Consider the following 22,435-nt stretch of genomic DNA (forward strand, 5'->3'; position numbering starts at 1 on the left):
AAATCAAAGAGGTATTCATCAACACTGCTGAAGGGCCTCCAAAAGCACCTTATTACCCTGCTCCCTGTCCGCAGGAAGGCCGATACCCTCGGACCGCAGATAGGTAATCCGCTTCAGCCGCCGCTCAGCCACAGACATACGTATGTATTTACTGTCTATATCAAGTCCTAACAGTCTCGACACGTTCTCTCCAATAGATCGTTCTTAATTCGCTTCCCTTCGCTGAGGGCTCCCTGCTTACAATCCCGGTAATACGGGAGCCGATGGGGCTGTTCTTCGCCCGCGCAGTAACCTCTATCCTGAATGTCTGCGTCGACATGGCATTGAGACCACGTGCTGCGAACTGCTGCGGTATGAACCTGAATCCCCCATACGCCTTATTCCTCTGTTTGTTGATCGTTTCTATCTCAACTTCGTTAAGACCAAGAAACTGCATGACCTCGCGTGACACCGTATTGATATTGATCGCGTTCTTCCCAAACGTGGTTATGAGAGGAAGCAATCCTGTATTGCCGCTGCCGTCGCCAAAAAGATACTCGGGCTTCATCCCCTTGACCAAAACTAATTCTTCCGGCACATCAAAAAGACCATTCTTGGCCTTGTATGGTTCTTTGAGCGCCTCATAATAGTCGTCCTCAGCACCCGATAAATGATGTTCCTTGTCAGGATCCTTCCAGTCCAGGACTGAATCAATGATGACGATGATCTCATCTTCCTGGACACCGGCACGTTCGAGCAGTTTACGAAGCCGGTCCTGCTGGGCAAAGTTAATATTAATTCTCGAATTTTCATCCGTAATTCGTATCTCAAGCTCTCCCCCGTCAGTCTCTCTCTTGCCGGTAACGGGCACCGTCTCATTATCAATCCAGAAATTCCCTTCGTCATCCAGAAAATCCACCTGAGGATCTTTATCAGAGGAAATATACTGCAAGGCTTCATGGTATCCTGACAGAGCCTGATAATACGCCAGGGTCTCTTCTTTCAGATTGTGGGTGCTTCCGGTAACCCACCGGGTTGATCCGAGAAAATTCATCGACAGGATGCTCAGAAAGACAAGCACCCAGAGCACCATCATCAGCGCAATGCCTCTCTGCCTCACATTTCCACCTGGGTAACTCTCAGCACTTCATCGAGCGTTGTAATCCCCTTCTTCACTTTCTCGATGCCGTCTTCCCTTAGCGTCCTCATGCCGAGACTGATGGCCAGATCCTTCATCTCCTTGATAGTGGCCCTTTTCATGATCAATTCCCTGATCGGCCCGCCGATAGGCAGGACTTCAAAGATGCCTACCCTCCCCTTATAGCCGGTCCCTGAGCATTCCTCGCAGCCTCTTCCTGTCCATACCTCACGAATGTCCTTGCTGATCCTGTCAAGAACGTCTTGCGGCACCTCCTCTTTCACCTTGCAGGAAGGGCATATCTTTCTGACCAGTCTCTGGGCCATGACACAGACAAGGGTGGAGGCAACGAGATAGTTCTCAATACCCATATCCATGAGTCTCGTGATGGCACCGGGGGCGTCGTTGGTATGAAGCGTGCTGAAAAGGAGATGCCCTGTCAGAGCGGCATGAATCGCAATACTCGCTGTTTCCATATCCCTGATCTCGCCAACCATAATGATGTCAGGGTCCTGCCTCACAATATGTCTCAGGCCAGACGCAAAGGTGAGTCCTATTTTCGGGCGGACCTGTATCTGATTGATGCCGGGCATCAGGTATTCTACCGGCTCCTCTACGGTTATAATCTTCTTTTCAGACGAATTGATCTCGGCAAGCGATGCATACAGCGTGGTAGATTTACCACTTCCCGTCGGGCCGGTGATCAGGATCATGCCGTAGGGTTTCTTAATCACCTCTTCATAAATATCGCGGATCGTCTTGTCAAAGCCAATGTCTTCAAGGGTAATGAACGAAGACGCCTTATCCAGAAGCCTCATGACAACGCTTTCGCCATAGACTGTCGGAATCGTGGATACTCTGATATCGATGTTTCTGCCGGCAGATGAGACCTTGATCCTGCCGTCCTGGGGAAGTCTTCTCTCCGCGATATTCATCTGGGAAAGGAGCTTGATCCTCGAAGAGACCGCTGAATACATACGGGCAGGGAGCGTCTCTTTTTCATAGAGCACGCCGTCAATCCGGTATCGGACGCGGACGCTGAACTCACCGGGCTCCACGTGGATGTCGCTCGCCCTGTCCCTTACCGCATTTTCAATAATAAGATTAACCAGTTGGATTATGCCCTTTTCCTGGGCAAGGTCCCTGAGATGGCTCACCTCTCCCGTAAGGTCAGCAGTCGGCAGATCGTCTTCGGCAGCACCTTCGATAAGCCTCTGCATAACCGCTGTCCTTGATCCCTGCAGCAGCTGAAGCTGCTGGAGAACGTCCGACTTCTTTGCAAGCATCACCGACAGCTCATAGTCATAGGAAGAACGCAAGGCATCCACACCCTCATTATTCGTCGGGTCACCCACCGCGATACTGAGCGTATTGTCTTGCAGCGCCAGAGGCACAATGAGATTTTTTTCGAGGAAACTGAAGGACACATGATCCAGGGGCGTCTGCTCGGGAAAATCTGCGGCATCCATAAGCGGCATCCGGAACTGGATCGACAAGGCCTTAAAGACCATTTCTTCCGCAATCCCCTGTTCGATAAGGATTTCTCCAAATCTGCGCGTATGTCCTTCCTGGGTCTGCAGCTCGATTACGCGGCTGATCAAATCCTCCGAAATGCTTCCAGATTCGAGAAGTATCTGTCCTATCTTTTTATGCATAGTTAACTCGTTGATACTCCTGTAACGTTTTCATGGATTACCTGAAGTCCTGCTCATCGAACCGCAGACCCATACCGACATATCCGCCGCGATATCTTTTGCTCATGAGATTGTCTCCGCCTGCGCTCAGAAAGAGGTTCCTGAAAAGGAAATAGCTGACACCGGCCTTAACATGGACGGTCTTTGCATTCTCCTCGTTCTTCTGAAAGTCCCAGACATCAACTGTTATTTTACCTTTATCATTGTGTAAAAAATAGTCACCACCGATACCAAAGGTATTTTCAAAGAGACCCAGTCTTACCGCGGCATTATCAAAACGCCTTCCAACCTGAGCATTGAAGCGGATCTTATTGCTGATATGTTCCTCCCTGACAATATTCCCAGGAGGTGTCGTTGTCGTTTCCCTGACAAAAGACGTTCGGGGAGAACCTCCGACCAGACCGAGAATATAAGAGGTATCCTTATCCGGCCTCAATGCAAGATCGAAAGATGCCCTGCCATCTTTTTCCCGGGTAAGATATTCAGCCTGAAACGTAATATATGCCCTGAATCGATCTACAGCTGAAAGCGTTTTACCCAGTCCCTCCGCAGTCTTGTTGATCGAATCATAGAGGCGATCATCCTTGAGCAGCTTGCCGAGCGAGCCCTGCCCTGTCTCAACCTGCTGCGCCATCTTGTCAAAAGAGTCCACCGCACTTCTGATGCCCGGCCGGTTCTCTTCAACCATGGCCTTCAGCTCCCTTGTGGCCTTGTTCAGATTCTCGATCAACTCAGGCCCGGTGCTCCTTAGGCTCGCGGAAAAATCCTTCATGTTCGCGATAGAGGCACTGAGCGGGTCACTGTTCCTGTCAACCAGTCCGTTAAGAGAAGACGTCAGGGTATTGAGATCGTCAAGAACAGTCCTGAGCTTTTGATCGTTCAGCGTAATCGTCCGGTTGAGGGTGGCAGAAATCTCCCTGAGATTGACAATAGTTTCTCCCAATGATTTCTTTGTCTGATCATCACCTAAGACTTCGTTCAGCGACTCAGTGAGCCTCGTAAAGCTCTGGGAGACATTAATCAGGTTTCTGGCAAGGTCGTCCATATCAGCAACTTCCATAACATCGGTAATGATGTCGCCGTCTTTCATGCGACCGGCTTCCGCAGAACCGATACGGATGTCGAGATATTTGTCGCCCAGAAGGCCGGCAGACCTGATCGATGCCTGGGCATTTTTATAGAGCATCACCCCAGGGTCGATCCTCAGCCTGACGCGTGCCTTTCCCTCAATGAGCCCGATCTCTTCCACAACCCCTGCGTCAACACCTGCTATCTTCACCCGCGTCTTCTCATCGAGTCCGGCAGTTGAGCTAAAGATGACATGAATCGCATAGCCCTTCTTCTTTGCCCAGTCCAGACCGCCGACCTTAAATGTCATAAACGTAAGAACAGCCAGCACGATCAGCGCAAAAGCGCCGACCTTAAGCTCTGTTGACAGTTCTTTCATTGCTCACTCCTTCCACTCTGATGGGACCCACTGCGCTGCCGGTAATAAACTGTCGCACTACCGGATCGGCCGTATTGCGTATTTCGTCCGGCGTTCCTGTCGCAATGATTTTTCCCTGATACAGCATTGAGATACTGTCTGCTATTTTATACGAACTATGTATATCATGGGTAATGGCTACGGACGTTACCTTGAGCCTCTCCCTCAGATCAACAATGAGATCATTGATCGCATCAGCCGTTATGGGATCCAGACCGGTTGTCGGCTCATCATACAGCAGGATCTCAGGATCATGGGCAATTGCCCGTGCCAGACCGACTCTCTTTTTCATGCCGCCAGAAAGCTCGGAAGGCATCAGGTTCTCGATATTCACCAGGCCGACCAGTTTCAGCTTCTCCAGAGCAATTTCCCTGATCTCCTCAGGTTTCAGCGTTCCTCTACGGGAGAGGGCAAAGCCAACATTCTCCCATACGTTCATGGAATCAAAAAGTGCTGCCATCTGAAAAAGCATGCCAAACTTTTTCCTGATCGTATACAGGTCAGCTTCTTTGAGACTTGCAATATCCAGATCATCGATTAACACCCTTCCCTTGTCAGGCTTCAGGATACCGACAATATGCTTGAGTATTACGCTTTTGCCGGAACCGCTGCCGCCGATCACAACTCTGCTTTCGCCCTTTTTCACCACAAAGCTGGTCCCGGTAAGCACCTGGTTTGAGTTGAACGCTTTATATACCTCATCCAGCCGTATCATCAGAATAACCAGCTCGACAAAAAATAGTCGGAGATTAAAATGGTCATTGACGAGAGCACAACCGCGCCGGTAGTAGCCTTGCCGACGCCTTCAGCTCCACCGCTCGTATAAAACCCCTTATAACTGCTGAGGATCGAGATGGCGCCGCCAAAAAAAAAGGCCTTGATCAGTCCATTATAAATATCAGCGCTCTCAAGATAGCTCCAGGTCTGTTTCCAGTACACGACCGAACTGGTATTGAAGAGGACTACGGTCACAAAATAACCGCCGATAATACCGATAATGTCAGCGCAGACGGTAAGCGCCGGCAGCATGATCAGTCCGGCGACAACCCTCGGCACGATAAGATACTTGACCGGATTCGTTGCCAGTGTTTCAAGGGCATCGATCTGTTCCGTGACCCGCATGGTCCCAAGCTCTGCTGCCATGGCCGCACCGGCTCTTCCCGAAACAATAAGACCGGTCAGCACAGGGCCAAGTTCCCTTGTCATGGACATTGCAACGATCGTGCCGACAAGCGTCTCTGCGCCAAAGCGCTTAAAACCCGTATAGGTCTGAAGAGCGAAGACCATGCCGGTAAATATTGCGGTAACAATGACCACCGGCACTGACCGCACGCCTACCTCGATCATCTGCCTGAATATATTCGTGAATTCAAAAGGAGGAAGCGCCAATTGCCTCAGTGTTGTCAGCAGAAGGAGAAGTATCCTGCCGGTCTCCTCGGCAACAGCAATACCCCTGCGGGACATTGATATGACGCATCTGCCGAAGCGTTCGATCAGGCGGATCAATTGAGATAAGCCTTTCGGGCCCGCGTCCCCAGTGAGGTGAGAATTTCATAGGGTATGGTATTGATCCTCCGTGCAAGCTCTGCTGCGGTGATCATCTCATTACCCTGCCGGCCAAGGATCACGACCTCGTCGCCCTCAGAAACATTGGGGATATCAGTAACATCGAGCATGGTCATATCCATGCAGACCGTTCCTGCAACCGGCACCCTGCAGCCCTGCAGCAGCATCTCTGCGTTATTTGAAAAAAGCCGGCTGTACCCGTCGGCATAACCGACCGGCACGACCGCGATACGGCTGTCCCGTTTCGTAACAAAAGTTCTTGCATAGCTCACAGGAGAAGCAGTCGGCAGGCTTCGCACAGAGAGGACCTTTGTTCTGAGACTCATCACCGGTCTGAGTCCGAAGATCTCTTCAAACGGGGAATATCCATACAGGGCAATACCAGGTCTCACCGCATCAAACAGTGCGTCAGGCAATGTCAGGACAGCAGCGCTGTTTGCCATATGGCAGCGAAGGTTCAGCCCGGTCCGTGATTGTATGGCATCTCGGAGCTCGCTGAAGATTCTTAACTGCCAGAGGGCATAGCTTCTGTCGGTGCGATCAGCTTCAGAGAAATGGCTCATGAGCCCTTCCAGCCTGATCCCCCCGATGCCGGCTATCTGAAGCGCAGTTTCAAGCGACTCCTCCGGACTGAAGCCTATTCTTCCCATACCGGTATCGATCTTCAAATGAACGGCAATGGTCGTTCCCCGCTTCCTCGCCGTATCCGCAAATACCGTGGCCATCTTCCTGTCTCTCAGAATTGGCACCAGGTTATAACTGAAGTAATCATCGGGATCCTCCTGATCAATAAATACCAGGATGGGCACCGTAATGCCTGCCTCCCTCAGGAGTTTTGCTTCATCCGTATAGGCAACCGCAAGGTGGGTTGTCCCTCCTGCGATGAGCCTTCGCGCAATCTCTACGGCACCGTGACCGTACGCATCCGCCTTAACAACGCCGATCACATCTCTTTGCCCTATCATAGTGCGGATAAGCTGCAGATTGTGCTGAAGCGCGGCAAGGTCTATCTCTGCTTCCGGCCCTCTATGCACCCTTGCTTTTCTCGTCCTCTTTTCCGGCTTCCCCCTCAACGCCTTTCTTAGGGGTCACGTCGATCTCATCAGGCTCATTCGTTGCCTTCTTGAAATTCTTAATGGCCTTTCCCATGCCGCTTGCAAGTTCGGGAAGTCTTTTCGCCCCGAAAAGAACAAGGACAATAACAAGAATAATGATAAGCTCCTGCATGCCTAATCCAAACATTGTACGCCTCCTTACATGTATTTATATCGGAAATAACTGACTGTCATCAGATCCCTCTGTTTCATCGCTCGCATTTCCTCAACAGTCCACGTCAAAAAACTATAACATATAGGCACTTATATAAACTTTGTTGAAGTATTTTTTCAAGATTTCTATCGCCTTCTTACGATCCATAGCACCTGGACTTCGGCAGGGACATTACAGGACTAAAAAACGACTGTTTCGCCAATGGCATATAAGCGCTCATCCCGAGAGAATACATTTGAATAGTCTATTAAAAAAATGCATGCAATACAAGTCAAAACTCTTCTAAGTTAAAGAATTTTTTCTTGCTCATTCCGTCAAATTCTGTTATAACAATAGCATGAAATTGGTGATTACCTGCCCTGTAGGTGATATGTGAAAATGTTAATCCGGCAAATTAGATCTTTCGGGAGCCTGTGTGATGCACTGGTGTGCATGTTGGCAATCTGCCAAAAGCCTGAAGGTGAATTTAAGGCACCCACCTATATTTTAGGCGGATCTAATTTTTCACGTACACGACAGGGCGGGTCTATTTTCACCGAACTAACTATGCTGATGACTATGGTCCTGGCGCTTTTGGTTACAAACAACAAAAAAAATCATAGAGAAAACAATGGGTTCAAGTCTTTCATTACGGGCTTTTTCATACATCCCCTGCAAACATTTTTTTCCCGGAACACTGTTTTCTCTGTACCAAAGGGCTTCTTGAGACTATAGTCCGGCTCCGGACTGTAGGAATTGGAACTATTTAAAACTGAAAAAAAAGACGCTCCGCTTGCCTGGAGGATGCAGCCTGAGGATTTCGAGGATTTTCTCGGCCAATCGCATCTGCTTGACAGGAACAAGCCGCTCAGACGCCTTATCGAGGATGATAAGATCGTATCGGTCATCTTTTATGGCCAGCCCGGCACAGGCAAAACCGCACTTGCTCATATCATTGCCCGCAAAACAAAGGCACGCTTTATTTCAATCAATGCCGTAACTGCAGGTATCAAAGACATCAGGGAAGCAGTCGATTCATCGCGCGGGCAGCGGGCGATCCTCTTTGTGGACGAGATCCACAGATTCAATAAGACACAGCAGGATGCCCTGCTCCCTCACGTTGAAAAGGGTGAGATCATACTGGTCGGCGCATCGACACAGAACCCCTTCTTCTCCTTGGTCCCTGCCCTTTCCTCACGGTCGCTCATCTTCCCGTTTAAACCCATTCCAGAAGAAGAACTGAAAAAGCTCCTCTACCGGGCAATCTCCGACAAGAAGGGGCTAGGAGAATATGATATATCGCTTCAGCAGGAGGCTGCTGATTATATCGCCTCGGTGAGTAATGGCGATGCCCGAAAGGCGCTGAATATCCTTGAGCTTGCTTTCCTTTCATCACATGAGAGCGGCACAGACAAAGCGGTAATTACGCTGGCACAGGTAAAGGAAGTCACGCAGAACAGGTCGATCTATTACGATGAAGATGAGCATTATAACATCATATCCGCATTCATTAAGAGTATGCGCGGCTCTGACCCTGATGCTACGGTCTACTGGATGGCAAAGATGCTTGAAGCAGGAGAAGACCCCCTCTTTATCGCGCGCAGGATTGTTATCTGTGCAGCCGAAGATGTTGGCAATGCAGACCCGCAGGCACTCGTTGTAGCAGTCTCAGCGCTTCATGCCTTCGAAAAAATCGGACTTCCGGAAGGAAGGATACCTCTTGCCATGGCAGCCCTTTATACTGCCACTGCACCCAAGAGCAATGCCTCGTATGTTGCGATCGACAATGCCATAGAAGCGGTCAGAAATGAGCCTGCCCGGGAAGTGCCGGACCACCTCAAAGATTCAAGCTACAAGAATGCCAGGAAACTTGGCGCCGGTGTCGGTTATCGTTATCCCCATAGTTTTGCAGGGCATTACGTAAAGCAGATCTATATGCCTGATCAGAAGACGTTTTACACCCCCTCTTCCGAGGGGTTCGAAAAAATCATACAGGAAAGACTAAATAAAAGGAGGGAAACACCTGATGGATAGCATGTTGTATGTTGGCATCGCCATTGCCATTGGCATTACGGTTGGTCTCGTGATGAGCCTTGTGTATAAAAGCGCTTTAAAAAATCAGAAGGCTACCATTGATCTGGACAAGGGCAAGACCATTGAAATCGCACAAAAAGAAGCTGAGCATATCAGGAAAGAAGCTACTCTGGAGGCAAAGGATATTGTCTACCAGGCCAAGAGTGATGCAGAAAAAGAACTAAGGGAACGCCGTAATGAGGTAAACCAGTTAGAAAAACGCCTCCGTCAGAAGGAGGAAACACTTGACCGCAAGTTCGAGCAGAATGAAAAACGCGATCAGGAGTTGATCAAGCGTGATCGTGATTACACGACAAAAGAACGTGCGGTTCAGGAAAAAGAGACTAAGTTTACGCAACTTATCAAGGATCAGACAGAGATGCTCGAGAAGCTCTCAGGCATTTCGTCTGAGGAGGCGAAACAGGAAATACTCAGGCGGACCGAGGAGGAAGCACGCTTCGAGGTTGGAAAACTTATCAAGAAAATAGAAGACGAAGCTAAAGAAACTGCCGAAAAAAAAGCGAAAGAGATCATCGGTTTTGCCGTGCAGAGGTACGCCAGCGACTATGTTGCTGACGCTACTGTAAGCGCGGTAAGCCTGCCAAGCGATGAAATGAAGGGAAGGATCATCGGTCGTGAAGGGAGGAACATCAGGGCGCTTGAGGCAGCTACCGGCGTGGATCTCATTGTTGACGATACACCGGAGATGGTTACCCTTTCAGGGTTCGACCCGGTCCGGCGCGAGATCGCGAAGCTCTCACTTGAGCGTCTGATCGCAGACGGCAGGATCCATCCTACAAGGATCGAGGAAGTCGTTGAGAAGGTAAAGAAAGAGGTTGATGCGAACATCAGGGAAGAGGGGGAAAAGGCGGTCTTCGATCTCGGGCTCTCCGGCATCCACCCTGATCTCATCAAGACCCTCGGCAGATTAAAATACCGTACTTCTTACGGACAGAATATTCTCCAGCACTCGCGGGAGGTAGCATATCTGGCAGGCATGATGGCCGCAGAGATTGGTGCAGATCAAAAACTGGCCAAGCGCGCAGGCCTGCTGCATGATCTTGGCAAGGCAATAGACCACGATACCGAAGGCTCTCATCAGGAAATTGGTTCCAACCTGGCAAAGAAATTCGGGGAGAACTTCAAGGTCGTCAATGCCATATTCGCCCATCATGGAGATGTTGATCCTCTGACGGTTGAGGCTGCTCTGGTGGCTGCTGCAGACGCACTCTCGGCTGCCAGGCCGGGGGTCAGGCGCGAAAGCATTGAGCATTACCTGAAACGCCTTGAGGACCTTGAAAAATTGGCCCTTTCGTTCAAGGGAGTAGAAAAATGTTATGCGATTCAGGCAGGAAGAGAGATCAGGATCATTGTGAAACCGGAAGAGGTCAACGATGATATGTCCGCCCTTATCGCCCGTGACCTGTCGAAAAAAATCGAAGCCGAGATGTCCTATCCTGGACAGATCAAGGTAACGGTCATAAGAGAATCGAGACATGTTGACTATGCAAAGTAATCACTGCTGTAACGCGTTATGGGTCATGAGTAATAAGTTTGGCAAGCCTGAGACTGTTACACATCACACTTTACGCATTACGCATAACGGCTTATGAAGGTTCTCTTTATCGGAGATATTGTCGGCAAGGTCGGCAGGCAGACGGTGAGCGCCTGCCTGCCCGGCCTCGTTGACAAACATGGCATCGACCTTGTGATTGCCAATGGCGAAAATGTTGCGGCAGGTTTCGGCCTCACAGAAAGCCTGGTAAAGGACCTTTTCAGGATGGGCGTGCATGTCATAACCACGGGCAATCACGTCTGGGACAAGAAAGATTTTGTTGGGTATATTTCAAAAGAGAACCGGGTCATACGGCCTGCCAACTTTGCGCCAGGCGTTCCGGGATACGGCAGCGTTGTATACAGTCTGTCTGATGGCACCAAGGTTGGCGTGTTAAATCTTTCCGGCAGGATTTTCATGACACCGCTGGACTGCCCTTTTCGTACGGCTCAGACAGAGATTGAGACACTGCAGAAAGATACAAAGATCATCATTGTCGATCTCCATGCAGAGGCAACCTCGGAAAAGGTCGCATTTGGTTATTTTGTGGACGGAAAGGTGAGCGCGGTCATCGGAACCCATACGCATGTGCAGACAGCGGACGAAAAGATCCTTTCAAACGGCACTGCCTATATTACCGATGTCGGCATGACCGGCCCTGCTTATTCTGTGATCGGCATTGATGTGGACCAGATCATCCGGAGATTTCTGACCGGTATGCCGGACAGGTTCGAGACAGCCCAGGGTCCGGGAATTCTTTCGGCAGTGGTGATCGATATCGATAAGGATTCAGGAAAAGCAACCGGCATACAGAGGGTAATGCTCAATTATCCGTAACGCTTCCTTCGTATTTCAACTGCAGATCGGAGGGGCCTCGGCACGATTAACTTCAGATTCCATCTCTTTCGAAACATCCTCGATAATTGCAGAAATAACCTTCAGTGCCTCCTGTGCCGCAGATTCATCGACCTTCTGGAGCGCAAACCCTGCATGCACCAGCACATAGTCTCCTATCTCAACTTCTTCGGCCATCAGCATAAGATTAATTTCCCTGCGGGCACCGTATACATCGACAACAGCCCTGAACTGGTCTTTCTCGATAATCTTCGACGGTATGGCGAGGCACATGATCTATTATACCCTACATTTTCCCCCAGACGCTCTCTGTCCGGGAAATCTCATGCGGCGCACGCGGCACTACATCGCACCCCAAGCGTTTCAATTCATCAACAACAACCTCTACCAGATGGGCCATGCTCGCCCTCACCACGTCTGACAGACCTATCACCATAACGATCTCCTTCGGTTCGATGCCAAAGAGCACCATCTTCTTCGGTATCTCATCCGTAAGGGTTGCGGCAGCCAGAAGATCGGAGATGCCGAGCTGATGAGGTGAAATCCTTGTCAGAAACTGAGCAGGCACGTCCTCTCCTTCGACCCTCAGCACCGTGCCGGGAGGGTTGCCGCTCTTGATGGCGTCAATGATAATCAGGTAGTCTTTGCCGGAAATATAGGAGAGAAGCTCGATCCCTGAAGTGCCGCCATCGAGTATCTCGACATTCTCCGGAAACCGGTAACGCTTCTCTAACTCTTCTACTGCCCGGATACCGATGCCTTCATCCATCATCAGGATGCTGCCCACTCCCATGACAAGGATCCTGGGCTGCGATCCTGATGATGACAAAGGGATTTCCATCAGACGGCCTTGACCTTTACAATCTCATTACGGTTCTTGTCCAGCACATGGATCGCACAGGCAAGGCAAGGGTCAAAGGAATGGATCGTCCTGAGAACCTCAAGCGGCTTCTCAGGGTCTTTCACCGGAGTGCCCAGGAGCGCAGATTCATAAGGACCAAGTGCATCCTGACTGTTCCTCGGGCCTGCATTCCAAGTGGACGGCACAACTGCCTGATAATTCTTGATCTTGCCGTTTTCGATCACAATCCAATGCGATAGAATGCCTCTTGGGGCTTCATGATAGCCAAAACCTTTCTGAATGCCTGAAGGGAAGGTCGGGACATTAAAAGTCTTGGTGTCACCCTTTGCGATGTTTTCGATAAGGGCATTCCATTGGTCCTTCAGCGTATCATAGAGTACTGCGCAACGGATCGAGCGGGCGCCGATCCTGCCGATCGTCGAATGGAGCGCTCCCACACCGACCTTTGTTCCGGCCAGCGCACTGATCGTATCAAGCATCTTTACAGTATATTTCTTGGTCGGCTCATGGCCTGCGGCAAACATGCAGAGAACATTCGCAAGCGGTCCGACCTGGGCAGGCTTTCCCATAAAAGTCGGCGACTTGACCCACGAGTATTTCCCCTTATCCTGGAAGTCTGTATATTTCGGAACCGTCTCTCCATCCCATGGGTGCTTGTCCCAGTCACCGTCATACCAGGAGTGCTTGATGCTCTCCTTCACGTTATCCTTGAAGAAGGCATCGTTATAGCTCGTGATGGCCTTGAACTTCGTTATATCGCCGTCCGGTATATAGCCGCCGGGAAGCGCAAACTTTGTGCCCTTTGTATCCATCGGCATATCAGGAGCAGACAGATAATTGGTCACACCCTTTCCGTGTCCGGTCCAATCAGCATAAAACGCCGCAACCGCAGCAGTGTCAACAAGGAGGACGTTTTCGACAAAGTCGCCGACCTTGTCGATAAGGGTCTTAATGTAGTAGAGCCGCTCCATGTTCAGCGTTGACTGGCTGTCAAGGTTAATCGGGTTGGATACACCGCCGACCGCCATGTTCTGGATGTGCGGAGTCTTAGATCCAAGAATCGCCACGACCTTATTAATCTCCCGTTGGTATTCCAGCGCCTGCAGGTAATGATGGGCTGCAAGCATATTCACCTCAGGAGCAAGCTTCATCGCAGGATGGCCCCAGTAGCCGCTGCCGTATATGCCAAGCTGACCGGAACCGATAAAGGTCTTGAGCCTGTCCTGAGAAGCTTTTACCGCATCGTAGCTGTTGCCGGTCCAGGGTGAAAGTTTTTGCCCCAGGTTTGCTACGGCCCGTGCGTCCGCCTTGAGCGCAGATACAATGTCTACCCAGTCAAGCGCTGCAAGGTGATAAAAATGGACAATATGGTCATGGGTGGCGTGGGCGCCCATCATAAGGTTTCTGATAAACTGGGCGTTAAGCGGCACCTCCATCTGGAGTGCATTTTCGACCGAACGCACTGAAGCCAGTGCGTGAACGGTCGTTCAAACGCCGCAGAAGCGCTGCGTGAATATCCAGGCTTCCCGGGGGTCGCGCCCTTTCAGGATCGTCTCGATCCCCCTCCACATCTGCCCTGATGACCAGGCATTCGTGACCTTGCCGTTGTCAATCTCGCAGTCTATTCTCAGGTGGCCTTCAATCCTGGTAATAGGGTCAATGGTAATTCTTTTAGACATAGAGTCCTCCTCCTGACAGATAGTATTTTATGGATATTTGTTTATACGGGGATTTCATTCAGTGCTCGGTTTCCGGGAAAAGATTCAGATATTTCACCGAGAACTTGAAGCCGACGAATGCAAAGGCAATCATTGCGGCCGTGAGAACGATCTCCATCAGCGAAGGGAAGTAATCCACGCCAAACCTTCCTGCATATTCTGCCAGACCGAAGATGCCGACATTCATCCGGTTAAGAAGGATGCCGACGATCACCAGTATGTTGATCGCAAAGATGCTGCTCAGTCTTGTTCTGAAGTCTCTGACTGCGAGCAATACGAGGGGCAGCAGAACACCAATCACCATCTCAAGAAGATACATATTTGCCGTAAAGCTGCCGGTCAAGGCTGCCCCTATGCCGGCGCCCGACAGCAGGTCCCAGACCTTAAGGACAAAATAGAGAGCGGCAACAACAAGAGACCCCCTCGCCAAGCCCGTCAGAATATCCATGGGTGGTTTATGTTTAAAAATCCTTGCGCTCAGGATTGTCTCAAAACTCACCATGGAAAGCCCCATCATAATTGCAGAGACGAGAAACAGATAGGGAAGTCTGCTGCTGTACCAGAGCGGCGAAAGCTTTGAGGGAATGAGCAGATAGACTGCACCGAGCGAAGACTGGTGCAGGGTTGAAAGGAGCACGCCAAACAGTACGATCGGCACCATGATCCTGTTTACAAAACGGTAGGCCCCGCTCATCTTAAATCTCTCGAAGATCATGGGGCTGGACTCTGCGGCAAGCGTTGTCGTATAGAGCACAACATGAATGGCAACGATAAACATGATCGAATTGATCTGCCACATTACCAGCGGATGCCATAAGCGGAACGACTGTCCGATATCAAAGAAAATAGATGTTGCTGCAAGAACATACCCGAAAAAAGCGTTCAGGATAGCAGCCCTTACAATGGGTTTATATTTTTTCCAGTTCAGGAGGTAAACCGCTCCGGCTATGATAAAACCGCCGGCAGCCATTGCAACGCCGCCTAACACGTCAAAGCCGATCCAGAAGCCCCACGGCCAGATATCATTAAGGTTTGTTGCAGCACCGAGCCCAAACAGCATCCGGTAAATCGCCACAACACCACCCGCTGCCATAACAAGGAGCAGTCCCAGGGTCATGGGAGTCATCATCTTAATGTCTTTATGGTTCATCGCGGTTATTCCCCCTTATCCTTGTTTCTGCCCTTGGTGATGGCCCAGGTTGCTGCACCACCAATCAGCACAGTCGCTATGACAGCCGGTATTTTAGAGATGTAGGCCCAGGTGAGGTCAGGAAGGGCCTCGTCTTTGATATTCTTGTCAAATCCGAGCATCTCAAAAGGCAGTCCGGCAAGCAGAAGATACTGCGTTCCCCCGGCTTCTTTCATGCCATAGACATGATTGATGTATTTGGAAACCGTGCGTCTGCTCTTGTTCTTCGAGTCTGCGGTCTGTACCGGAAAATCGTATTGATCACCCGTTTTAAGAGTCAGCCGATTCTGGGCCTCTTTGCGAAGATCAACCACCTTGCCGAAGATCGAGGCGCCTGTCGGGCAGAATTCACAGCAGGCAGAGTATTTCCCCTCTGCATAGCGGTGATTGCAGAGCTGGCATTTTCTGACCTGAGGAGACGCCTTGCCAAATTCGTATTTCGGTATCCTGAAAGGGCAGGCAAGCTGGCAATATCTGCAGCCGATGCATTTGTTCTCTTCATAATAGACAACGCCGTTCTTAGGGTCCTTCTGAAGAGCAGCCACCGGGCAGGCAGAAACACAGGCAGGCGTGATGCAGTGCATGCAGTGCTGTTTTACAAAAGAGTAACCGTTTTCCGCTGAGTCCTTGGTTACGGCCGTTCCGTTTTTGACAACTTTAATGATATTGAGCGTTTTCGCCGAAAGGTCATGCGGGTCGTCCCAGATCTTTTCCGGAGTAGAATATTCATAAGGAGGAGCTACCACTTCCGTACCGGAAGAGAGCGCACCTTTTGGCATGCTGTTGTAGGTCTTGCAGTTGACCATACAGGATTTGCAGCCTATGCAGAGAGTCGCATCATAAAGAATGCCGACTGCCTCGGGAGGGAGTTCCTTTGACATGGACGCATTGACCGGCATCGCCTGTGAGGCAAGCAGCATGCCGCTACCAGCTGCCGCTGTCTTGAGAAAATCTCGCCTGTTCATGCTCATGGCCTATTCCCCCTTGTCTTTTTTGTCGTCGTCCTTCTTGCCAAGACCGGACAGCAGGGCCGCTCCTGCAGCGCCTATCGCAACTCCTGCTACGCCCGCAGCAAGCGCCGTGGTCCCGGGAGCCACGCCCTCTTTACCGGGAAAGACTTCGGTAAAGATTGAAGGAGGCGTAATATACTTCGGTCTTGCAGGGGAATGAAGAGGAACGGTAAAGCCGACACCCTTTTCCGTACAGCCAAAGCAGGGATGTCCTGTACCGACCGGCCAGGCTCCAGAGCCGACGTCGTTAAAGAGCTGGACAGGGCAGTTTGCAAAGGTCTCGGGCCCCTTGCATCCGAGCTTATAAAGACAGTAGCCCTTTCTGTGGCCTTCATCACCGAACTGCAGCGCAAACCTTCCTGCATCGAAATGCGGACGGCGTTCGCAGTTTTCATGAATGATCCTGCCATAGGCAAACTTCGGTCTTGATTGATCATCAAGCTCAGGAAGTTTCTTAAAGGTCACGTAATACAGCACGGTTGAAAGAAAATTATAGGGGTTAGGCGGACAGCCGGGAATATTAACCACAGGCGTCTTTATCCCTTTGCTCTTCAGCACTTCATGCGCCGCAGTCGCCCCTGTCGGATTAGGGTCCGAGGCCGGCAACCCGCCCCATGATGAGCAGGATCCCATTGCCACAACTGCTGCAGCATCAGTGGCCATTTCAACAAGAAGAGAAAGAGCTGTTTTGCCGCCGATCTTGCAGTAAATACCGTTGTCCTTGATCGGTATGGAGCCGTCGACAACAAGGATGTATTTGCCCTTATACTCCTTCATAGCCTTCACACGCCAATCCTCAGCCTGCTTTCCCGATCCGACGAGAAGAGTTTCATGATATTCAAGCGAGATCAGTTCAAGGATAAGTTTTTCGAGTGTCGGATGGCTCGCCCTTAAGAGGGTCTCCGTACATCCTGTGCATTCCTGCGCAGAAAGCCAGAGCACGGGTGGACGCTTCTGGGTCGTGACCGCCTCAGCGATCTTCTCTCCCATCCCGATCGGAAGCCCCATGCCTACAGCCATGGTGCTGCAGAACTTCAGAAAGTCCCTGCGCGAAAAACCGCAGATCATCTCCTCTTCCTTAGCGACAAGTTCAAGTTCCTTCATTGCCTTCCCCCTTCTGTTTCTGGATGTTAAATCTGTTCTGCACCTAAGCCGTCTCGTCAGATTTTGGACCATACCAACAGAGGCGGCTAATGAATTTATTTTATAGACGCATAAGCTTGATTATTATACTACTCAAAATTCAAATTAATTCAAACTCTTTTTTGCGCTCAAATTACGAAACAAGGAAAGATGCTAATTATAAATAGATACGGACGGCCGACTCGTATATACTTATGAGAAAGAGCAGCTTCGAGGAATGCATCCTCATCAGTAGCAGGGATACCGTATTCCAAGAGAAATTATATTTTCAGGGAGGATTACAATGGCGAAAGCAACGGTTACATTCACAGGCGGCATGCAGTTTGTAGCAACGGCAGATTCAGGCCATGCAGTGGTAATGGATGCAGGACAGGAGGTCGGCGGCATCAATTCGGGGTCAAGACCTATGGAGCTCCTCCTGATGGGCATCGGGGGATGCTCGGGAATGGATATCATCTCGATACTCAGGAAAAAGAAGCAGCAGGTGACAGGACTTGAAGCACACGTCAGCGGCGTTATGGCAGACGACTACCCTCATAAATATACAGAGATCGCGATCGAGTACATCGTCACGGGAAGAAAACTATCGGAGGAGGCAGTAAAAAGAGCAGTGCAGCTTTCAATGGACAAATACTGCTCGGTCAAAGCCACGCTTGAAGGAGCGGCCAGGATCGACTTCTCTTACCGGATAGTTGAAGATTGATGAGAAAATTGTGGCAGCTGGCTATTTGGATAAGACAATTCCCGCATATCCCACAACGCTGTCATAGTCACCGCTCACTTCCCCTGACGTCATATAATTAATAAGTCTTGCGTTCCTGGCCCCAAGCAGCTGCGCCGCAATAAGCATGACCGTTGCCGGCAATACGCCGCACATGGATATCCTCTCATGCATAACCGTATCATAGAGACCGCGGGGGTCAAGACCAAGCATCTTCTCTATTGCCCTGCTGTCTTTTTGACGAGCGACCTTGTCAGAGACATAATGACTCATGTCAGAACTCGCCAGAATCGTAACCGGGTATTCCACTGCCTCAATGGCCTTTGCAATCGCTTCAGCAAGTTCACTGCAGTTATCATAGGATGCGCTCATCAATGCAATGGGAACGATAGAGACATCGCGGGAAAAATGGACAATAAAGGGCAGCTGAACCTCCAGGGAATGCTCATAGGCATGAGCCTGCGAATCATTGACTGCCAGACTCGTGCCCTTGCATATCCTGCGTGCAAGACTGCTGTCGATATTGAGACTTCCGGTAGGGACCTCCCAGGCGCCTTCATCCATGATCGAAACTGCATGGCCAAGGCCCGTGTGGTTTGGTCCCAGCATGATAAACGTCTTTGGCATCGCAATAGAGGAGTAGACCTGACCAGCTACCGTACCGGAATATATGAGTCCGGCATGCGGGACCATGATACCGACAGCACCCATTGGGGGCAGACCGGAGGAGACTAACTGCTCAACCTGCCTGCCGAGTCCGGCACGAGTACCGTCATAGAACCTGCCTGCAACTGCCGGAGTTCGACGCATTATCAGAAGGTCTCTTCCAGTTCCTGATATTCGAGATCAGTCGCATCGACAAACCGCGTACAGTAGGCAAGAAAGGTGAGATTGACCTTGTCCGTAGGACCGTTTCTCTGTTTTGCAATATCCACCACAATGCCGCCCCTGCCCTCTTTCTCCTCCTTTGCTTCGCGGTACAGAAACATGATAACGTCGGCATCCTGTTCAATGGCTCCAGACTCTCTGAGGTCGGCAAGAGTCGGATTCTTGTTGCTGCCTGTCCTGGTCTCGACTCCGCGGTTCAACTGGCTCAGGGCAATGACCGGCACCTCGAGTTCCTTTGCCAGCGCTTTAAGAGAACGCGAAATATCTGCAATCTCCTGTTCGCGCCGCTCAAATTTTCCGGTGCCTTTCATAAGCTGAAGGTAATCGATAATGATGAGGCTGAGGCCGTGCTGCTGCTTCAATCTCCGCGCCTTTGCTCTCATTTCAAGCACCGAAAGGCCGGACGAATCATCGATAAATATTTTGGACTCGGCAAGTTTACCGGCAGCATTTGTCAGTTTGTTCCAATCCTCACGCTTATTGATGAATCCCTTTCTCACCTTGTTCGAATCCACCTTTGCCTCAGAGCAGAGCATTCTCATCACCAGTTGCTCCTTCGCCATTTCAAGACTGAAAATCGCCACAGGTTCGTTCATGCCAATGCCGACGTGTTGGGCAATATTGAGGCAGAATGCGGTCTTGCCCATGCCGGGCCGCCCGCCTATAATAATCAGATCTCCCCGCTGAAAGCCGGTAGTCAGCTCGTCAATGTCCTTGAATCCTGACGGCACGCCGGTGATCGCCTCTTTCCGGTCATAAAGCCTTTCGATCGTGACGAAGGTATCGGTAATCAGGTCCTTCATGGGGTAGAAGGCGGTCTTTACCTTCCGGTCATGAAGCGTGAATATGGTCTTTTCAGCAAAATCAATCAGCTCATCAGCGTCCTGCTCGCTTTCATAGACATTCTTCGCGATATCGGTTACCGAGGTGAGAAGCCCTCTGACCAGCGCCTTTTCCTTGATGATCCTAGCATGATACCGCACATTGGCAGAGGTCGCCACGATAGAGGCGAGAGAGGAGAGATACTGCAACCCGCCTATAGCTTCAAGCTCTCCGCGGGTTTTCATGAATTCAGTCAGGGTAATGATATCGACCGGATCAGATTTTTTATGAAGATCGGTCATGGCCTGATAGATCTTTTTGTGCGAATCGCGATAGAAATCATCAGCGATAAGCATCTCAACCGCGGTGTGAAGAGCGTCATTGTCAAGCAAAATGGCGCCCAGAACAGACTGCTCTGCTTCTATACTCTGTGGAGGGACCCTGTCTTTCTGGATTTCAGAATCTCTCATTCAGAAACAACATGAATTTTTACCGGAGCAGAAACCTCTGGGTGCATCTTGACATGAACAACAAATTCTCCAATGCGCTTGATTGGTTCATCAATATGAATTTTTTTCTTGTCGATTTCAAAACCCTGGGCCACGAGAGCCTCGGCAATATCCATGCTGGTTACACTGCCGAAAAGCTTCTCTTCTTCTCCGACCTTTGCCTTGATAACAAGCGTCAGTGCCGAGAGCTTCTCCGCTGAAGCCTTGGAGGCATCCCTGATCTTGGCGGCCTTCTCCATAATGATCTTCTTATTATGCTCAAGCTCCTTTATGTTCTTGGTGCTTGCCTCAGCAGCAAGATTCTTGGGGATCAGATAGTTCCGTGCATATCCGTCTGATGCATTGACAACTTCCCCCATATGACCAAGCCCCTTCACATCATCTTTGAGAATTACTTTCATACTATTCGTCTCCTTGTCTGCTTTTTTGTATTACGATACCACAAAAATTACAAAAATTTCCCTCTCTCCCGGATAGGCAAATCCGCTTGAATTTGGGCCTTTAGATTGTTTATAATCTGCGAAACTGTCGCAGAATGCTCCACAATGAAAAGGAGGAGGAAAACTACCAAGACTATTGTTGACAGGTTTTCACCTTACGGCCAAATATAATAAATCTTTCGTAAAACAGAAAAGGAGGGTATCAAATGAAAATGACAGGCAGCAGATGGGTCAATCTTTTTATGTTGCTCATGGCTTTCGTGGCAGGACTTGGCTTTGTTGCAGGTGATGCACAGGCAACGAACGGTTATTTTGCACATGGTTACAGCATTGAGAGCAAGGCAATGGGTGGCGCTGGAGTGGCATTGCCCCAGAGTTCGCTGGATGCTTCGGTAAACCCGGCACTCATGGCCTTTGTCGGAACCCGTGCTGACATCTCTCTCAGCATTTTTAATCCAAACAGGGAATATACCGTTGAGGGAACCCCTTCGGGCTTTCCGGGAACGTTTGGCCTGACTCCCGGAACGGTCAAGAGCGACAGCAACTATTTTCTCGTTCCGGCAATGGGTGCAAACTGGGTAATGACAAATAAGTCTTCAATCGGAATTTCAGTCTTCGGCAATGGCGGTATGAATACCGACTACGACAAAAGCACATTCTACGGGTCAAAGCCTACGGGTGTAGACCTGATGCAGTTATTCATCATGCCGACCCTTTCCGTAAAGGTAACACCAAAGCACTCTCTTGGATTCAGCCCAATTATTGCGTATCAGAGGTTTGAGGAGCGCGGTCTCCAGGCCTTTGCCGCCTTTTCGAGCGATCCTGCGAACATCTCCAACAGAGGCTATGACAATGCATATGGTTTTGGCGGCAGGATCGGTTACTATGGCGAGATCATGCCCTACCTGAGCGTCGGTGCATCATTTCAGACAAAGATCTGGACGACCAAATATGGCAAATATGCCGGACTCTTTGCTGAGCAGGGTGGCTTTGACATCCCGGCCAACTGGACAATCGGCGTCGCCGTTAAACCGACACCGGCCCTGGCATTTCTCTTTGATGTTCAGAAAATCTACTACAGTGATACAAACTCAATTGGCAATCCTATGATGCCCAATTTAATGACCGCTGCCCTTGGTAATGATGGCGGAGCAGGCTTTGGCTGGCATGATATGACTGTCTATAAAGCAGGCGTGCAGTGGAAGAGCAGCAATGCATGGACATGGAGAGCAGGCTATTCCTACGGCAAACAGCCTATCCACAGTGAAGATGTCATGTTTAATATCCTTGCTCCCGGCGTCATAGAACAGCATGCAACGGTCGGCGTCACAAGAGCAATATCGAAGACGCAGGACCTCAGTTTTTCTCTTATGCATGCTTTCTCAAAGACCGTTAGCGGGCCGAATCCAATGGAAGTTCCCGGCATGCAGGAACTTCGCATAAAGATGAACCAGTGGGAAGCGACCCTCGGATACACCTGGAAGTTCTAAGCTAAGAATCTCTTTCAGGGGCTACAAAAGGGGCCTGTGCTTCAAAGCA

The 22,435-nt window shown here is 50.2% G+C and carries 22 protein-coding genes and 1 other RNA gene; 6 read left to right on the forward strand and 17 right to left on the reverse strand.

What is annotated here, in order from left to right; genetic code table 11:
- Positions 1 to 18: 18 nt before the first annotated feature.
- From HZB31_06935 to HZB31_06970, 8 genes are read right to left on the reverse strand one after another with little or no spacing between them, the layout of a single operon-like run.
- Positions 19 to 183 (reverse strand): hypothetical protein, encoded by a 165-nt coding sequence (locus tag HZB31_06935; protein ID MBI5847668.1) that lies wholly within the window; start codon positions 181 to 183, stop codon positions 19 to 21.
- Complete coding sequence (locus HZB31_06940; GenBank protein MBI5847669.1) at positions 161 to 1,099, reverse strand: general secretion pathway protein GspK; 939 nt, start codon at positions 1,097 to 1,099, stop codon at positions 161 to 163. Before HZB31_06940 ends, HZB31_06935 begins: the two co-directional genes overlap by 23 nt.
- On the reverse strand, positions 1,096 to 2,772 hold the full coding sequence (tadA, locus tag HZB31_06945; GenBank protein MBI5847670.1) for a Flp pilus assembly complex ATPase component TadA: 1,677 nt from the start codon (positions 2,770 to 2,772) through the stop codon (positions 1,096 to 1,098). The genes HZB31_06940 and tadA overlap by 4 nt, the downstream gene beginning before the upstream one ends.
- Positions 2,773 to 2,809: 37 nt before the next feature.
- Positions 2,810 to 4,258, reverse strand: coding sequence for an MCE family protein (locus tag HZB31_06950; GenBank protein ID MBI5847671.1), 1,449 nt, complete (start codon positions 4,256 to 4,258; stop codon positions 2,810 to 2,812).
- On the reverse strand, positions 4,233 to 5,012 hold the full coding sequence (locus tag HZB31_06955; GenBank protein MBI5847672.1) for an ABC transporter ATP-binding protein: 780 nt from the start codon (positions 5,010 to 5,012) through the stop codon (positions 4,233 to 4,235). The genes HZB31_06950 and HZB31_06955 overlap by 26 nt, the downstream gene beginning before the upstream one ends.
- Positions 5,012 to 5,761, reverse strand: a complete 750-nt coding sequence (locus HZB31_06960; GenBank protein ID MBI5847673.1) for an ABC transporter permease — start codon at positions 5,759 to 5,761, stop codon at positions 5,012 to 5,014. The genes HZB31_06955 and HZB31_06960 overlap by 1 nt, the downstream gene beginning before the upstream one ends.
- A gap of 38 nt (positions 5,762 to 5,799) precedes the next feature.
- A complete protein-coding gene (gene alr / locus HZB31_06965; GenBank protein MBI5847674.1) occupies positions 5,800 to 6,897 on the reverse strand; it encodes an alanine racemase in 1,098 nt (365 codons plus the stop codon).
- Positions 6,890 to 7,105 (reverse strand): twin-arginine translocase TatA/TatE family subunit, encoded by a 216-nt coding sequence (locus HZB31_06970; GenBank protein MBI5847675.1) that lies wholly within the window; start codon positions 7,103 to 7,105, stop codon positions 6,890 to 6,892. Before HZB31_06970 ends, alr begins: the two co-directional genes overlap by 8 nt.
- 375 nt (positions 7,106 to 7,480) lie before the next feature.
- Between HZB31_06970 and ssrS the strand changes: the two genes are divergently transcribed.
- From ssrS to HZB31_06990, 4 genes are all read left to right on the forward strand, one after another.
- Positions 7,481 to 7,663, forward strand: a non-coding RNA gene (gene ssrS / locus HZB31_06975) — 6S RNA.
- A 252-nt stretch (positions 7,664 to 7,915) separates the two neighbouring features.
- Complete coding sequence (locus HZB31_06980) at positions 7,916 to 9,145, forward strand: replication-associated recombination protein A (protein MBI5847676.1); 1,230 nt, start codon at positions 7,916 to 7,918, stop codon at positions 9,143 to 9,145.
- On the forward strand, positions 9,138 to 10,700 hold the full coding sequence (gene rny / locus HZB31_06985) for a ribonuclease Y (protein MBI5847677.1): 1,563 nt from the start codon (positions 9,138 to 9,140) through the stop codon (positions 10,698 to 10,700). Before HZB31_06980 ends, rny begins: the two co-directional genes overlap by 8 nt.
- A gap of 93 nt (positions 10,701 to 10,793) precedes the next feature.
- Entirely contained in the window at positions 10,794 to 11,576 is a 783-nt protein-coding gene (locus HZB31_06990) for a TIGR00282 family metallophosphoesterase (protein MBI5847678.1), read from the forward strand.
- Between the two features lie 15 nt (positions 11,577 to 11,591).
- Here the strand turns inward: HZB31_06990 and HZB31_06995 are convergent, their stop codons facing one another.
- Genes HZB31_06995 through HZB31_07020 form a run of 6 tightly spaced genes read right to left on the reverse strand, consistent with a single transcriptional unit; the run spans position 11,592 to position 17,477 of the window.
- A complete protein-coding gene (locus HZB31_06995; GenBank protein MBI5847679.1) occupies positions 11,592 to 11,867 on the reverse strand; it encodes a HypC/HybG/HupF family hydrogenase formation chaperone in 276 nt (91 codons plus the stop codon).
- A gap of 13 nt (positions 11,868 to 11,880) precedes the next feature.
- On the reverse strand, positions 11,881 to 12,435 hold the full coding sequence (locus HZB31_07000; protein ID MBI5847680.1) for a HyaD/HybD family hydrogenase maturation endopeptidase: 555 nt from the start codon (positions 12,433 to 12,435) through the stop codon (positions 11,881 to 11,883).
- Positions 12,435 to 14,135: a nickel-dependent hydrogenase large subunit gene (locus HZB31_07005; protein MBI5847681.1), complete on the reverse strand. Its 1,701-nt coding sequence runs from the start codon at positions 14,133 to 14,135 to the stop codon at positions 12,435 to 12,437. Before HZB31_07005 ends, HZB31_07000 begins: the two co-directional genes overlap by 1 nt.
- A gap of 58 nt (positions 14,136 to 14,193) precedes the next feature.
- Positions 14,194 to 15,324, reverse strand: a complete 1,131-nt coding sequence (gene nrfD / locus HZB31_07010) for a polysulfide reductase NrfD (protein MBI5847682.1) — start codon at positions 15,322 to 15,324, stop codon at positions 14,194 to 14,196.
- 5 nt (positions 15,325 to 15,329) lie between these two features.
- Positions 15,330 to 16,334, reverse strand: a complete 1,005-nt coding sequence (gene hybA, locus HZB31_07015) for a hydrogenase 2 operon protein HybA (GenBank protein MBI5847683.1) — start codon at positions 16,332 to 16,334, stop codon at positions 15,330 to 15,332.
- A gap of 3 nt (positions 16,335 to 16,337) precedes the next feature.
- Positions 16,338 to 17,477, reverse strand: coding sequence for a hydrogenase small subunit (locus HZB31_07020; GenBank protein ID MBI5847684.1), 1,140 nt, complete (start codon positions 17,475 to 17,477; stop codon positions 16,338 to 16,340).
- Between the two features lie 322 nt (positions 17,478 to 17,799).
- On the opposite strand from HZB31_07020, the gene HZB31_07025 reads away from it, so the two are divergent.
- On the forward strand, positions 17,800 to 18,219 hold the full coding sequence (locus tag HZB31_07025; GenBank protein ID MBI5847685.1) for an OsmC family protein: 420 nt from the start codon (positions 17,800 to 17,802) through the stop codon (positions 18,217 to 18,219).
- Between the two features lie 21 nt (positions 18,220 to 18,240).
- Here HZB31_07025 and amrB read toward each other — a convergent pair whose 3' ends face one another.
- From amrB to HZB31_07040, 3 genes are read right to left on the reverse strand one after another with little or no spacing between them, the layout of a single operon-like run.
- Positions 18,241 to 19,047 (reverse strand): AmmeMemoRadiSam system protein B, encoded by an 807-nt coding sequence (gene amrB / locus HZB31_07030; protein ID MBI5847686.1) that lies wholly within the window; start codon positions 19,045 to 19,047, stop codon positions 18,241 to 18,243.
- 2 nt (positions 19,048 to 19,049) lie between these two features.
- The gene (gene dnaB, locus HZB31_07035; protein MBI5847687.1) at positions 19,050 to 20,417 is read right to left on the reverse strand and encodes a replicative DNA helicase; all 1,368 of its coding nucleotides are present in this window, start codon (positions 20,415 to 20,417) and stop codon (positions 19,050 to 19,052) included.
- Complete coding sequence (locus HZB31_07040; protein MBI5847688.1) at positions 20,414 to 20,857, reverse strand: 50S ribosomal protein L9; 444 nt, start codon at positions 20,855 to 20,857, stop codon at positions 20,414 to 20,416. Before HZB31_07040 ends, dnaB begins: the two co-directional genes overlap by 4 nt.
- A 281-nt stretch (positions 20,858 to 21,138) precedes the next feature.
- On the opposite strand from HZB31_07040, the gene HZB31_07045 reads away from it, so the two are divergent.
- Positions 21,139 to 22,386: an outer membrane protein transport protein gene (locus HZB31_07045; GenBank protein ID MBI5847689.1), complete on the forward strand. Its 1,248-nt coding sequence runs from the start codon at positions 21,139 to 21,141 to the stop codon at positions 22,384 to 22,386.
- Positions 22,387 to 22,435: the final 49 nt, after the last annotated feature.

The sequence above is a fragment of the Nitrospirota bacterium genome (genome assembly GCA_016235245.1).
Lineage (GTDB): Bacteria > Nitrospirota > Thermodesulfovibrionia > Thermodesulfovibrionales > UBA6898 > UBA6898.